Origin of the sequence: Longimicrobium sp. (assembly GCF_036554565.1) — a bacterium.
Taxonomy (GTDB): Bacteria; Gemmatimonadota; Gemmatimonadetes; order Longimicrobiales; family Longimicrobiaceae; genus Longimicrobium.
Genome location: NZ_DATBNB010000217.1, coordinates 1 through 13,377, shown reverse-complemented (window position 1 = coordinate 13,377; position 13,377 = coordinate 1). Strand labels below are relative to the sequence as shown.

Here is a 13,377-nt window from a genome sequence, read left to right as displayed (position 1 = left end):
CGACGAACGCCCGCCCGGCCGCCAGCCGATCAAGACCGCGCTGCGCGCCGAGTCCGCGCGGCCGCGGGTGCTGAAGTTCGTCCGCGAGCAGGTGGAGCAGGGGCGGCAGGCGTACATCGTCTATCCGCTGGTGGAAGAGTCGGAGAAGGTGGATCTGAAGGCCGCCACCGTGCAGTTCGAGCAGCTGAAGGAGGTGTTCCCGGACCTGCGTCTGGCGCTGATCCACGGGCAGATGCCCGGCGAGGAAAAGGACCGGACGATGCGCGCCGTGGCGGCTGGGGAGGTGGACGTGCTGGTGTCGACGACGGTGATCGAGGTGGGGATCGACGTGCCGAACGCCACGGTGATGGTGATCGAGCACGCGGAGCGGTTCGGCCTGTCGCAGCTTCACCAGTTGCGGGGGCGCGTGGGGCGGGGATCGGAGGAAAGCTTCTGCATCCTGCTGTACACGGGTGCGGATGCCGCCCAGCGCCTGCGGATCTTCGCGTCTACCGAGGATGGCTTCGCCATCGCCGAGGCCGACCTGCGCCTGCGCGGCGCGGGCGACCTGTTCGGTGCACGGCAGTCGGGGGTGCCGGCGTTCCGGTTCGCGAACCTGGAAGAAGACCTCCAGCTGCTGACGATGGCCCGCGGGGAAGCCCGCGCGATCGTGGACCGCGACCCCGAGTTGGCCAACCATCCGGACCTGCGCGACGCGCTGGAAACCCGCTACCACGAGCGGGCGCGGCTGTTCCGGGTGGGCTAACTGGGTGCACGGACCTCGGCTGCCGTGGGGCCCTCACCCGGCCGCGCTGACACGCGTGCGACCCTCTCCCACAAACAGCGTGGGAGAGGGGGTACACTTCAGACCCGGGTGCGCATCCAAGTCCTCGGCGCGCAATGGCTTGTCATCCTGAGGCGCAGGCGCACCCTACCGACCCGTCCACCATCCCTCGCGCGCCGAAGGATCTAACCTCGGACACGTAACAACCCCGGCGCGGCAGCGGTCACGGATGCAGGGGCCTCGGCTCCCAATCCGGCGGTTGAATGAAACCGCAGCTGGAACATCACGAAGTCCGCCTGCGCGGACTGCACACGCAGCCCCGGCGCGTCTGGCAGCCGGGGCGCGATCCGTCAGCCTGCCGCCGGCGGAAGCGGGCACGAATGCCCGCCTCCGGGCCTCTACGGTCAGTCCTGCGAGTGCTGGTCGCGGGGGTGGCCGTGGCCCTGGTTCATGGACTCGCCACTCGTGTCGGCGTCGTGGTTGGTGCCCGACGTCGCCGGGCGCCGCGCGCCGAACTCGTCGCCCTTGTTGTGCTCGCCCTGCACCCCTTCGGGCGTGTTGCCCGTGGTCACGTTGCCCGGCCCCTGGTACCCCGTCTTCAGGTTCGACATCCTTGCCTCCGATTGCTGGGTTGGTGCGTCGTCCATTCGGGGACAACACAGGGCAAATCCCGTGCTCACAACCACATAGGCATCCCCCGAATCCGCCATGGAATCGCGTGCTCCGCCGGGGCGATCAGGGGTGTTGCGCGGGCCGCACAGGTGGTATAGGTTCGCAGTGGAGCCGGGCGCGAGCGAGGGCTGGGAGCCCTCATCGGGGTGCCTCCGGAAACGGGAGCGCCGCCCTGGTGGAAGCCGGAAGAGAGGAGGTGGGCCTTGAAGACTTGCAAGCTCATTTTCCACACCGTCGCGCGACGCTCCGCCCATCGGAACGCCCTGCAGCCCTGCTGCACGGGCGTTTTTGTTTTCACCCGTTTACGGGGAGGCTGAAATGCTCGATTCCGGGATGATCAACAAGATCCACAAGGCACGCGAGTACGCCACGGAACCCGAGCGCATCCACTTCGCGCGCCTGGAGGTGGATTTCGACGGCAAGAACGGCAATCACAAGGTGGGGTTCGACGACGGGCACTGGCGCTGCGACTGCGACTACTTCCGGCACCACGCCACCTGCAGCCACACGATGGCCATGGAGCGGGTGCTGGGCGTGATGGCCCCGGCGGAGGTGGCCTGAGGTCCTGACAGCCCACCGGGCGCGCCGCCACGGCGCGCCCCGCACGAAACCGAATCGCCGCGGAAGAGAAGTCTCTCCCGCGGCGATCGTCATTTTCGTTCCGATGCCGGCGCACGTAGCCGATGCGAATCTCGCTACGGGCGCGGACGAGATCTCCGCCCGCGCCACTCCCGCCAGCCCGGCTCGTCCATCTCCACGAAAGGCCCTTCGGCGCCCTGCTCGCGCAGGAACTCGCGCTCATCAGGATCGCGCGCAGGCCTCGTCATCCCGTTGGGATCCGTACGTGCGCGAAGTGTCGAAGCGGCTTCTCTCCGCGACGCCCACATCGCACGCAGTGCGGACAAATCGAAACTGTTGATATCCATGACTTCCTCCTGGCGCTAACGATAGTGCTCGCGACACCGACCATCAATGATCGGCGCGCCGCTACGGGGAGACCGCGGTTCCGCGTACGAGCGACTGACGACGTCGAATCACGTCGGTGGTGTTGACGCCCAGGGCGCCGGGCGACGGAAAGGCCCCGGCTGCCGATGGCAGCCGGGGCCTTTCTGCGTGGTGCGGCGGCGCGGGTCAGCTCCGTTCCGCGTGCACGTTGTGGCGGATCAGAAGCCGCTGACGTTCAGGCGGCCGCCGGTGACCGTCTTGCCGCTGAGCGAAGCGGTGGGCACCGCGCTGCTCAGGATGGCGCTGCGGATGCTGGCCGCCGACGCGCCCGCGTGCGTCGACGCGTACAGCGCCGCGGCGCCGCTCACGTGCGGGGTGGCCATCGAGGTGCCGCTGTACGAGCCGTAGGTGTTGTACGGCAGCGACGAGTAGATGCCCGAGCCCGGCGCGCCGATGTCGACCGTGGTGGCGCCGTAGTTGGAGAAGTTCGACCTGGCGCCGGCGTTGGTGATGGAGGCCACCGCGAGCACGCAGTCGTACGAGCCGTTGGCCGTGCAGGCGTAGTTGGACGGATAGCTCGCGACCGCGTCGTTGTTGTCGCCCACGCCGTCGCTGCCGCCGTTGCCGGCCGCCGCGATGAAGAGGATGCCGGCGTTGCCGCCGCGGTTGATGGCATCCAGCAGCGCCTGGCTGAAGCCGCCGCCGCCCCACGAGTTGTTCGTGGCGACGATGTTCAGGCCGTGGCGCGTCTTGAGGTCGGTGAAGTAGTCCACCGCCTTGATGGCGTCGGTGGTGGTGCCGCCGTTGCGGCCCAGGAACTTGCCGGAGATCATGGTGACGCTCCAGTTCACGCCCGCCACGCCGGTGCCGTTGCCGCCCTCGCCGCCGATGGTGCCGGCCACGTGCGTGCCGTGCTTGTCGAGCGAGCCGCGGGTGCCGCCGTCGTAGATGCTGTTGTCGCCGTTGGCGAAGTCCCAGCCGCGCTGGTCGTCGATGTAGCCGTTGCCGTCGTTGTCCACGCCGTCAGCCGGGTCGAACGGGTTGAGCCAGATGTTGGCGTCGAGGTCCGGGTGGTCGAACTGGATGCCCTCGTCGATGATGCCCACGTACACCGTCCTGGAGCCGGTGTGGTTGGCGGCCCACGCCTCGGCGGCCTGGCTGCCGTACTGGTTGGCCGGCGACGAGGCGTCGCCGTACATGCCCCACAGCGATCCGTTGGTGAAGTACGTGTCGTTGGAGGTGGCGTTGTGGCGGTAGATCCAGTTCGGTTCCGCGTACTCCACGTTCGGGTCGGCGCTCAGGCGCTCGATCGCCGCGGAGGTGCCGAGCCCGGAGTGCACCACCGTGAGCCCCTCGGCGTCGCCGTTGCGGCGCATGGCGTTGGTGACGATCCGCTCGCGCACCGTGGCGTTCATCCGCTGCAGGGCCGCCCCGCGCGCCGCGGCCGAGGCACCCGCGCGGAACTTGACGATCACTTCACCGGGAACGAACTCCTGCGCGGCCGCGGCGGACAGCGACGGAGCCGCCGACTCGGCGTCGGGCATCATCGGCGCCTGCGTGTCGACGCAGGCGGCCAGGGCGAGGGGGGCGAGCACGAGCAACTTGCGGTTCATGGGGCGTCTCCAGGGGAGCGAATGACTTGGCGCCATACGGGGGCATGGCGCCGCGATGGTGATGCGCCCTCCACAAAGGCAAGCGATGGACCGAAAATTTCTCGACGCCGACGTCGATACGCCGCAATGACTTAGCATCGAATGACACCAAATCGCGCACCTGGATGGTGCACCACGCTGGTGCGCCGCCGCATCGAAACGGTTCGGCGGCAACCGAGCGCATCTACCGTTTAGGGCTGGCCCGGCGCCAGCAGGCGGTCGATGTCGCGCAGCTCGTCATCCCCGAGCGCGAGGCCGTCGAGGGCGGCCACGTTGTCCTCGAGCTGCTGCACGCGGCTGGCGCCCATGAGCGCCGAGGTGACCACGGGGTGGCGCAGCACCCAGGCAATCGCCAGCTGCGCCAGGCTCTGCCCCCGCGCCCGCGCGATGGCGTCGAGGGCGCGAAGCTGGGCCCGGCGCGCCTCCGTCACCTGCTCCTCGCGAAGAAAGCCGTGTGGCTTGGCGGCGCGGGAATCGGCCGGGATCTCCCTGAGGTAGCGGTCCGTCAGCAGCCCCTGCGCGAGCGGCGAAAAGACGATGCACCCCACGCCTTCTTCCTCCAGCACCCGGAACAGCCCCTGCTCGGGAGTGCGCTCCAGCATGCTGTACTTGGGCTGGTGAAGCACGAAGGGCACGCGCATCTCGCGGAGGATGCGCGCGGCCTGGCGGGTAAGCTCGGGCGGGTAGTTGCTGACGCCGGCGTACAGCGCCTTTCCCGACCGCACCGCCTGCTCCAGCGCGCCCATCGTTTCCTCCAGCGGCGTCTGCGGGTCTGGTCGGTGGTGGTAGAACACGTCCACGTAGTCCATCCCCAGCCGGGCCAGGCTCTGGTCCAGGCTGGCGAGCAGGTACTTGCGCGAGCCTTCGTCGCCGTACGGGCCGGGCCACATCCGGTACCCCGCCTTGGTGCTGACGATGAGCTCGTCGCGGTGGCCGGCCAGGTCGCGCCGCAGGATGCGCCCGAACGTCTCCTCCGCCGATCCCGGCACCGGACCGTAGTTGTTCGCCAGGTCGAAGTGGGTGACGCCCAGGTCGAAGGCGCGCAGCACGATGTCGCGGGCGCTCTCGAACGGGTCCACGCTCCCGAAGTTGTGCCACAGGCCAAGCGAGACCGCCGGGAGACGCAGCCCGCTGCGCCCGGCGCGGCGATAGGTCATGTTCTCGTAGCGCGACGCATTCATCAGCGCGTTCCTCCGGCGGTGACGTGAAAGGTGCCGGTGAGCCCGCCGACCATCACGTCGAACGCGCCCGGCTCCAGCACCCGCCGCCCGTCGCGCGCCACGAAACGCAGGTCGTCCGCCGCGATCGTGAACGTCAGCTCGCGCGATTCGCCGGGCTGCAGCTCCACCGTGCGGAACGCGCGCAGGCGGCGCACGGACGGCGTCACCGAGGCGAAGTGCTGGCGGGTGAAGAGGAGCACCGTTTCCCGCCCCGCGCGCTGCCCCGTGTTCGCCACGGTCACGCGCACCGCCAGCGAGTCCGCCGGACCGATGGAGGGGGAGCCGAGCCGCAGGTCGCGGTAGGCGTACGTGGTGTAGCTGAGCCCGTATCCGAACTCCCACTGCGGGTTGAAGCCGCCGGGGCCGCGGCCGAAGTCGTTGTTCGTCGTCTCGGTGTAGCGGTGGTCGTACGTGGCCAGCGCGTTGGGATGGCGCGGATAGGTGAAGGGCAGCTTTCCCGACGGGTTCACCTGGCCGAAGAGCACGTCGGCGATGGCGTCGCCGCCGTACATCCCCGGCCAGTACGCCATCACGATCCCCCGCGCGCGGTCCGCCACGCGGCTGATCACCCGCGGGCGTCCCTCCACCAGCACCAGCACCACCGGCGTGCCCGCGGCCTGCACCGCTTCGATCAGGCGCAGCTGCGGCTCGGGAAGGGTGAGGTCGTCGATGTTGCCCACCCACTCCGAGTAGGCATCCTCGCCCACGGCCACGACGACGACGTCCGCGTTCTTCGCCGCGTCCAGCGCCGCGCCCATGTCGCCCGCCTGGGTGAATCCCGAACCCGCCACGTATCGCACGTCCTGCCCGCGCCGCAGCATGGCTTCGAGCAGTGTGCGCGGCTCCTCGGGAAAGTGCGATGCGTCGGTGCCCTGCCACGTGTACGTCCACCCGCCGTTCAGCGCCGTCAGCGAGGCGGCCGCGGGCCCGGTGACCAGGATGCGCGCGTTCCGCCGCAGGGGAAGGATGCCGCCGTCGTTCTTCAGCAGCGTGATGGAGCGCCGCGCCGCCTCACGTGCGGAGCCGGTGGACGCTTCGGTCGCGAACAGGCGGCGGTGGGCGGGATCGGGATAGGGCGCGTCCAGCAGCCCCAGCTCGGCCTTCAGCAGCAGGATGCGGCGCACCGACTCGTCCAGGCGGCGTTCCGGGATCGTCCCCTCGCGCACCAGCTCGATCAGCGCGTCGGTGAAGCGGTAGTCGCTGGGGCTCATGCTCACGTCGATCCCCGCATCCACCGCCATCCTGACTGCGTCCTTGATGGTGGCGGCCACGCGGTGGCGGGTGTGGAGGAAGTAGATGTCTTCCCAGTCGGTGACGATCACCCCGTCGAACCCCAGCTCGCCGCGCAGCACGTCCGTCAGCCAGTAGCGGCTGGCGTGCACCGGCTCGCCGTCGATCTCGCCCGAGTTCACCATCACGGTTCGCGCGCCGTCGCGCACCGCCTGCGCGAAGGGCGGGAGAAAGATCTCGCGCACCTCGCGCGGGGTGACGTTCGCCGGCGTGCGGTCGCGCCCCGAACGTGGGATGCTGTAGGCCAGGTAGTGCTTCAGCGTGGCCGCCACCCGGCCGGAGCGCTGCATCCCCCGCACGGCTGCGGCGCCGAGCGTGGCGGCCACCAGCGGGTCTTCGCCGAAAGTCTCGTAGAAGCGGGGAAAGAGCGGCTGCCGTCCCACGTCCAGCACCGGCGCGAAGTTCCAGGGCAGGCCGCTGGCGAGCGCCTCGTCCCCAGTGACCTCGCCCGCGGTGCGTGCCAGGTCTGCGTCGAAGGTGGCGGCCAGCCCCAGGTTGTGGGGGAAGATGGTGCCGCCGCGAGTGTAGTTGGCGCCGTGCACGAAGTCGATGCCGTACAGCACGGGAATGCCCAGCCGCGTCTCGCGCGTGGCCACGTCCTGCACCTGGCCGATCAGCGCGTGCCATCCGTCCAGCGTCAGCGCGCCGCCCACCACGTTCAGCAGCGAGCCCACGTGCCGGTTTACGATCGCCTCGCGCAGCTTCGCCGGGTCGATGCGCACGCTGTCGCGCTGCGGCGTTCCCTCCGCCGCCACCACGCCGATGGTGAGCTGGGTCATCTGCCCGGCCTTCTCTTCCACCGTCATCCGCGCCAGCAGCGCATCCACCCGGGCGAGGGTCGCGGGATCGTGCCGCCGCTGGGCCGCGGCCGGTGAGGCGATGGCGGCGGCCGCCACGGCGGAGACGCCCAGGAGCACGGCGAGCAGGGTGTGCTGCATCATCTCGGTACGGCCTGGCATTCGGGCGAGCAGGGGGCGCAGGTCTCCGGCGCGATCACACGGCGGACGTTAGCACACATGCCGTCCGCCACGCCACCGCGGCGGGCGGCGTCGGCGGGTCGCAGCCATGGACGCGAAGGGCCAGACGGGCCAGAGGGGCCAGAGCTCCGAACGGCCCCGCGTGCCGCGGGTTGCGTTTTCCGGCGAGTAACGATTAGGTTCTGCAGACAAACCAGCGACGGATCACGGGGCCAAGCGAACGTTACGCGCCGGCGCGCGCACGTTTCGCGCGGGTGGGGATGACGCCGCCTTCCCATCGAGAACGGACGGCACCTGGAGGATCCGCCCCCGGTTTGGCTGTGCATTCGGCGCGACAGGCCTACCTCACCCTGAACATCAGATGACGACCGGGATCGACGACGTCCAAGCTGCCTGCTCTGGTTCTGTGCTCGTGAGCGTTCCGAAGTCCGGCACCCACCTGATCCTGAAGTTGTATGGGCGGGCCGGGTATCTGCAGACCGGCGATGCGATCAACCCCGCGGATGACAGGATTCCCAGGGAGGAGATGAAACGGAACCTCCTTCGGAATCCGTCCCTCGCAGCCATCACCGACAAATTTCCGGCGCTGGAACCCGACGTACTCCTTTCGCTGCTGGGCCACGCCACAAAGGCCGAGCTCATGGGAGAACGGCTGCCAGTGGCCCCCACGGTCCAGGAGGTCTGGAGCGAAATGCGGAAGCTGAGCGACACGTCCCTGTTCCTTCCGGGGCTGGTGGTCTCCGCTCACGTGTTCCCCTGGCAGACGGCCACCCGGCGGTTCCTGAGCGAGTGGCGAAGGACGGGCGCGCCGCGCATGGTGTACAACTACCGCGATCCCAGGGCGCAGCTCGTTTCGATGATCCGGTTCCTCGTAGAGAGTGACGACGTCTTCGGGGAGCAGGGTGCCGTGCAGGTTTATCGGCCGATCCTCCGCAGCCTCGGGAGCATGGACCGGATGCTGTCGTTCGCCATTTCCGACCGGGAATTTCCGTACCGGGAGGCCTACCGGCAGAACAAGTGGCTGCTGTATCACCCGGACGTGCTCAAGCTCCGGTTCGAAGACCTGGTCGGAGAAGAGGGTGGGGGGAGCCGGGCGGTGCAGCATGCGGCGGTCGAGCGCTGGGCACGGTTCCTGGCGGTCGACGTCCCGGCCGAGCAGCTCACGGCGAGCCTGTTCGGAGGCACGAGGACCTTTCACGAGGGGCGAACGGACTCCTGGCGCGACGCCTTCCAGGAGCACCACCTGAGGGCGTTCGAGCGCGAGTTCGGAGACGTCCTCGAGGACTACGGATATGCCGCGAATTGAGGCGCTCCTGATCCGGAGCCCCGGGCGGCCCCGCCGCCACGATGCCGGTCCACACGTACCGTCAGGCACCCTGGCGCTCCCCGGCGCGGCGGAGAGCGGACCACCGTGTTCTCGCCCCTGCACCACCTAGTTGGCCGATCCATCCATTCACCTGACGGGCAGGAGTTCGCTGTGGATTACAAGGAGGCGACCGACCGCGTGCTGGAGCCGATCACGACGGCGGATCTGGCGAGGGCACTCGGCATCTCGCAGGATGACGTCGGACGCACGCGCGTGGCGCCCGCGGCGGACGACTTCTCCCCTCCGCCCGACGGGTGGAAGGCAGCAGTTGCCCGCCTCGCCGGCGAGCGTGCGTCGCGGCTGCTGAAGCTGAAGACGGAATTGGTGGGCCCGCCGCGCGCGGCGAGCGGCACCGCGCACGGCGTCGCCGTCATGCGGGCGGCGCACCTCATCATCGAGAGCGAGCCCCCCGTGCTGAACGACACGGTGGCCGCGCGGCTGCTGGGCCCTGAAATGATGGCGCAGATCCGCGCGCGCGTCGACGAGCTGAAGACGCCACCGGCGCTCGGCCTGCGGTCGCACGTGCTCCTTCGGAGCCGGTTCGCCGAGGATACGCTCATGGACGCCGTTGCGGACGGCGTCGAGCAGTACGTGCTTCTGGGCGCGGGGCTCGACACCTTCGCGTACCGCCAGCCGGAATGGGCGCACGGCCTTACCGTCATCGAGGTAGACCACCCGGGCACGCAGGGGGCAAAGCGCCGGGCGCTTGCCGCCACGGGAATCGAGATCCCGCCCAACGTGCGCTACGCCGACATCGACTTCGAGCGAGAGACGCTGGCCCAGGGCCTCGCGCGCTGCGGCGTGGACACGGCGAAGCCCACGTTCTTCTCCTGGCTCGGCGTCACGATGTACCTTACCCGCGAGGCGATCGAGGCGACGCTGCGCACGGTGCTGTCGTTTCCGAAGGGGAGCGGGATCGTGCTCACGTACGCGCACACGGACTCGATGAAGTCACAGATGGCCACGGATTCCGGGACGGCCGGCGAGCCGTGGGTCAGCTACTTCACGCCGGATGAGCTGGGCGCGATGCTGCAACGACTCGGCTTTTCGGACATCAGCTTCCTCTCGCGCGAGGAGGCCGAGCGGCGGTACTACGCGAACCGGTCCGACGGGTTCGCGGCGCCGCCCCGCGTGTCGATCGCCGCCGCGCGCGTGTGACCACGCAGCGGGGGCCGGCGCCGGTCCCCGCCCAGCGCGGTTCCTTCCGTTCCTCCCCTCCACGCGCGCTTCTCCATCACCTCACTCGCGGACCATCGCCCGTGATCGCACCTGCCCCGCAGATCCCCCCCGGCTCCCGGGAGGCGCACCGGCGGCTTTCCCCCGCCGCCGAGCGCTTTCTGGAGCACCTGCTGGATCACCCTGACCAGGCGGCGCAGCTGGTGGGGTTCGAGAAGGGGCTGCCGCGCTGGATGACCCCGCTGGGCATCACCTGGCCCACGCTGGTGGACGCGCGGCGGGTGGCCGAGATGGAGCGGGCGACGGTGGGCGTATGCAACCTCATCAAGGCCATTCCCGCCGTGGTGTTCGGCGGCGACGTGGAGGCCATCGCCGCGTTCTACGGCTACGATCCCGTCCGGCTGGCGGACATGTTGTCGGTGCCCGATTACAGGAACAGCACGGTGGCCCGCTGCGACTTCATCGACACGCCCCGCGGGCTGATGTGCTGCGAGGTGAACCTGGCCGCCAACCTGGGCGGCTGGCACCAGGGGTTCTGGTACGAGCGCTACCTGCGGCACCCCGTGCTGGTGGACTTCTGTGCGCGCGAAGGCATCACCCCGGCTGGCCGTGACGTGCTGGCCACCCTGTGCGAGCACATGATCGACGACGCCCTGGACAACGGCGTCATCGAAGCAGGCGGCGAACTGAACCTGGTGATCGACGTGGCCATGCCGTTCACCGAGGGTGCGCTGCGCCAGGCCGCCGAGATGTACGCGGAGCTCCTCCGCCGCACCGGCCGCGGCGTGGCCGGGCAGCTGTGGCTGTCTACCACGCCCGCGGAGGAGCTGACGTTCCGGGGGGACGACGTGTACATGGGCGAGCGGCGGGTGCACGTCTTTCTCACGTTCGGCCCGAACCGCGCCCCCATGCAGATGCTGGGGGCGCAGGTGGCGGGGACGGTACGCGTCTACAACGGCGGGCTCACGCGGCTGTGGCTCGACAAGCGCAACCTCGCCCTGCTTTCGGAGAACGAGGGGCTGGAGGGGTGGACGGAGGAGGACCGCCAGCTGCTCCGCGACCACATTCCCTGGACGCGCCTGGTCTCGCCCCGCACCACCACCTGGCGTGGGGCCGAGGTGCAGTTCCCCGGCTTTCTGCTGGACCAGCGCGGCGACCTGGTGCTCAAGCGCGGCCTGGGCGCGGGCGGCGCGGCGGTGCACGTGGGGCGGCACCTGGCGCCCGAGGCGTGGGAGGCGCGGGTGCGCGAGGCGGTGGAGGAGGGAGGATGGATCGTGCAGGAGGAGGTGGAGTCCCGGCCGTACTTCTATCCGCCCGAGCCCGGCGCCGCCCCGGTTCCCCACACCGTCATCTGGGGCCTGTTCTGCACCGGGTCGAGGTACGCCGGGGGCGGCCTGCGCCTGCTTCCCCAGGGCGCCGGCGAGGGCATCGTCGCCGGCTCGCGCGGTGCCTACGAAGGCGCCATCCTCGAGATCTGATCGCCTCTGCGCGGACCGCGACCTCCCCCGCGCCTCCACCCGCCCGTCCGCGGATCCCGCCGCCGGTGCGTCACCCTTCGCCCGCGGCGCGGTCCCGGGCGAGGAGCCCGGCCAGCACCGCCACGTGGGGCGCCTTGAGCGCGGTAATGTGGTTCCCCGCGCCGACGGAGAACACCAGCCCGGGCGCCCACTTCCTCCATCCCAGCTCGATCTCCGCGAAGGCCGCGCGGTTGGCGGCCTCGTCCTTCGCGGGGTCGTCCACGAGCACCAGGCGCAGCGGGCCGGGGTAGACGCCCGAGGGACGGTACGCCGTACGCAGGCACCGCGCGAACGTTCGGAGGGGGCCCGCCATCACCTCGGGTGCCGTGCGCGCGCTCAGCAGGCCGAGCCCCACCATCTTCCCGTGAAGCAGCTTCAGCCACCCGGCCTCGTCCCGCGAGGCCACGTCCTCGGGGGCGATCCCAAGGGACCGCTCCGTGGCCAGCTCCAGGATCTCCACGAGCTTCAGGAACGCCTCCCCGCCGTCGTACTCGCGGACCAGGGTCTCGGAATCGTCAGGCGCCTCGCTGTCCAGGATGGTCAGCGAGGCAACGGGGCGTCCCGCCGCATGGAGCCGAAGCGCCATCTCGAACGCCACCCAGCCGCCGAAGGAGTGGCCCAGCAGGTGGAGGGGCCCCGCGGGCGAGGTTTCGGGGAGCGCGCGGAGGTAGTGCTCCGCGGCTGCCTGCACGGTGGTGTGGGGCGGCGCTTCGCCATCAACCCCGCGCGGCTGCAGCCCGTGCACCGGGACGGACGGGTCCAGCGCCATCAGCAGGTCGATGAAGCTGGTGACGCCGCTTCCCGCGCCCGGCACGCAGAAGAGGGGCGCGGCGCCGGCCACGCCGCCCTGGAGCGTCACGTGGGGTGAACGGCCGGCGGGGGATGGCGGCGCGCCCCTCTTCTGCGTGCCGGGCGCGCGCGACAGCGCCTCGCCGAGCGCGGCGGCGTTCGGCGGCCGCATCATCGACAGGTGCGTTCCCGGCACGGGCGTCACCCGGAGCAGCCGCTCGGGGTGAAAGGCGCCCCAGCCGCGCGTCGGGTCCGCCTCGGGGCTCTGCCGCGCGGGAAAGAGGTGGAGCGCCACCGGGAGCGGCTGCGGCGAGTATTCGCGCAGGGCGCGCTGGTGCGTGCGCAGGAGGTCGCGCATCCCCCGCGCCTGCTCCACGGTGACGTGGCCCGGGAGCAGCCCCTGCTCGCGGCAGCGGGCGACGAAGGTTTCCAGGTCCGCGTCGCCGGTGGCGTCGGCCGCTTCGCCGGGGTCCGCGCGCCCGTTCGCGTCCGCGGGCTCGGCCATCCGCAGCACGTGCAGGAGGAGCGCGTGCTCCTGCGCCACGTCGTGCGACACGGCACCGGCGCGGGCGGGGTGATAGCTGTCGAGCATCCCCACGAACTCCACGACCTCGTCCCGGCCGATCAGCTGCGAGGCCACCTCGTAGGCCAGCACCCCGCCGAACGACCACCCCGCCACCCGGTACGGCCCCGAGGGCTGCACCTCGCGGATCATCCGCACCAGGCGTGTCGCCATCCCTTCCACCGTCCGCAGGGGTGCCTCCGCGGGCGCCGGGGGCAGGGCGTACACCGGGATGTCGACGTCCAGGTGAGGATGGAGCACCTGTGCGTAGGCGGTGGACCCCGCTCCCTCGTGCACCAGGAAGAGCGGGGGCCGCGAACCGGACGGGCGGATGGGGATCGCCCGGTCCCTCTCGCCCTGGAGCTCCGAACCGGAAACACGCGCGGCCAGCGATTCCACCGTGGGGTGCGAAAAGAGGTGCGCCAGCGCCACCTCGGCGCCCAGCACC

The 13,377-nt window shown here is 70.4% G+C and carries 11 protein-coding genes; 5 read left to right on the top strand and 6 right to left on the bottom strand.

Features of this window, described 5'->3' with window-relative positions; genetic code table 11:
* Nucleotides 1-745 (top strand): helicase-related protein (locus VIB55_RS05840; RefSeq protein ID WP_331875727.1); only part of this gene is annotated, 745 nt, incomplete at its 5' end.
* 422 nt (nucleotides 746-1,167) lie between these two features.
* Here the strand turns inward: VIB55_RS05840 and VIB55_RS05835 are convergent.
* Complete coding sequence (locus tag VIB55_RS05835) at nucleotides 1,168-1,374, bottom strand: hypothetical protein (protein ID WP_331073639.1); 207 nt, start codon at nucleotides 1,372-1,374, stop codon at nucleotides 1,168-1,170.
* 379 nt (nucleotides 1,375-1,753) lie between these two features.
* On the opposite strand from VIB55_RS05835, the gene VIB55_RS05830 reads away from it, so the two are divergent.
* Nucleotides 1,754-1,996, top strand: coding sequence for a hypothetical protein (locus VIB55_RS05830; RefSeq protein ID WP_331875726.1), 243 nt, complete (start codon nucleotides 1,754-1,756; stop codon nucleotides 1,994-1,996).
* Nucleotides 1,997-2,130: 134 nt separating this feature from the next.
* On the opposite strand, the gene VIB55_RS05825 is transcribed toward VIB55_RS05830, so the two are convergent.
* From VIB55_RS05825 to VIB55_RS05810, 4 genes are all read right to left on the bottom strand, one after another.
* Nucleotides 2,131-2,262, bottom strand: a complete 132-nt coding sequence (locus VIB55_RS05825; protein WP_331875725.1) for a hypothetical protein — start codon at nucleotides 2,260-2,262, stop codon at nucleotides 2,131-2,133.
* 336 nt (nucleotides 2,263-2,598) lie between these two features.
* Nucleotides 2,599-3,993, bottom strand: coding sequence for a S8 family peptidase (locus VIB55_RS05820; RefSeq protein WP_331875724.1), 1,395 nt, complete (start codon nucleotides 3,991-3,993; stop codon nucleotides 2,599-2,601).
* Nucleotides 3,994-4,223: 230 nt separating this feature from the next.
* Nucleotides 4,224-5,213, bottom strand: coding sequence for an aldo/keto reductase (locus VIB55_RS05815; RefSeq protein ID WP_331875723.1), 990 nt, complete (start codon nucleotides 5,211-5,213; stop codon nucleotides 4,224-4,226).
* On the bottom strand, nucleotides 5,213-7,483 hold the full coding sequence (locus tag VIB55_RS05810) for a glycoside hydrolase family 3 N-terminal domain-containing protein (RefSeq protein ID WP_331875722.1): 2,271 nt from the start codon (nucleotides 7,481-7,483) through the stop codon (nucleotides 5,213-5,215). Before VIB55_RS05810 ends, VIB55_RS05815 begins: the two co-directional genes overlap by 1 nt.
* A 562-nt stretch (nucleotides 7,484-8,045) precedes the next feature.
* On the opposite strand from VIB55_RS05810, the gene VIB55_RS05805 reads away from it, so the two are divergent.
* The 3 genes from VIB55_RS05805 to VIB55_RS05795 all read left to right on the top strand — a co-directional run bounded on the left by VIB55_RS05805 (nucleotide 8,046) and on the right by VIB55_RS05795 (nucleotide 11,539).
* Nucleotides 8,046-8,825, top strand: a complete 780-nt coding sequence (locus VIB55_RS05805; RefSeq protein WP_331875721.1) for a hypothetical protein — start codon at nucleotides 8,046-8,048, stop codon at nucleotides 8,823-8,825.
* Between the two features lie 171 nt (nucleotides 8,826-8,996).
* Nucleotides 8,997-10,043, top strand: coding sequence for a class I SAM-dependent methyltransferase (locus VIB55_RS05800; protein ID WP_331875720.1), 1,047 nt, complete (start codon nucleotides 8,997-8,999; stop codon nucleotides 10,041-10,043).
* Between the two features lie 101 nt (nucleotides 10,044-10,144).
* Nucleotides 10,145-11,539, top strand: a complete 1,395-nt coding sequence (locus VIB55_RS05795; RefSeq protein WP_331875719.1) for a hypothetical protein — start codon at nucleotides 10,145-10,147, stop codon at nucleotides 11,537-11,539.
* A gap of 70 nt (nucleotides 11,540-11,609) precedes the next feature.
* Here VIB55_RS05795 and VIB55_RS05790 read toward each other — a convergent pair.
* Nucleotides 11,610-13,377: alpha/beta fold hydrolase (locus VIB55_RS05790; RefSeq protein WP_331875718.1), on the bottom strand; the 1,768-nt coding region annotated here is incomplete at its 5' end.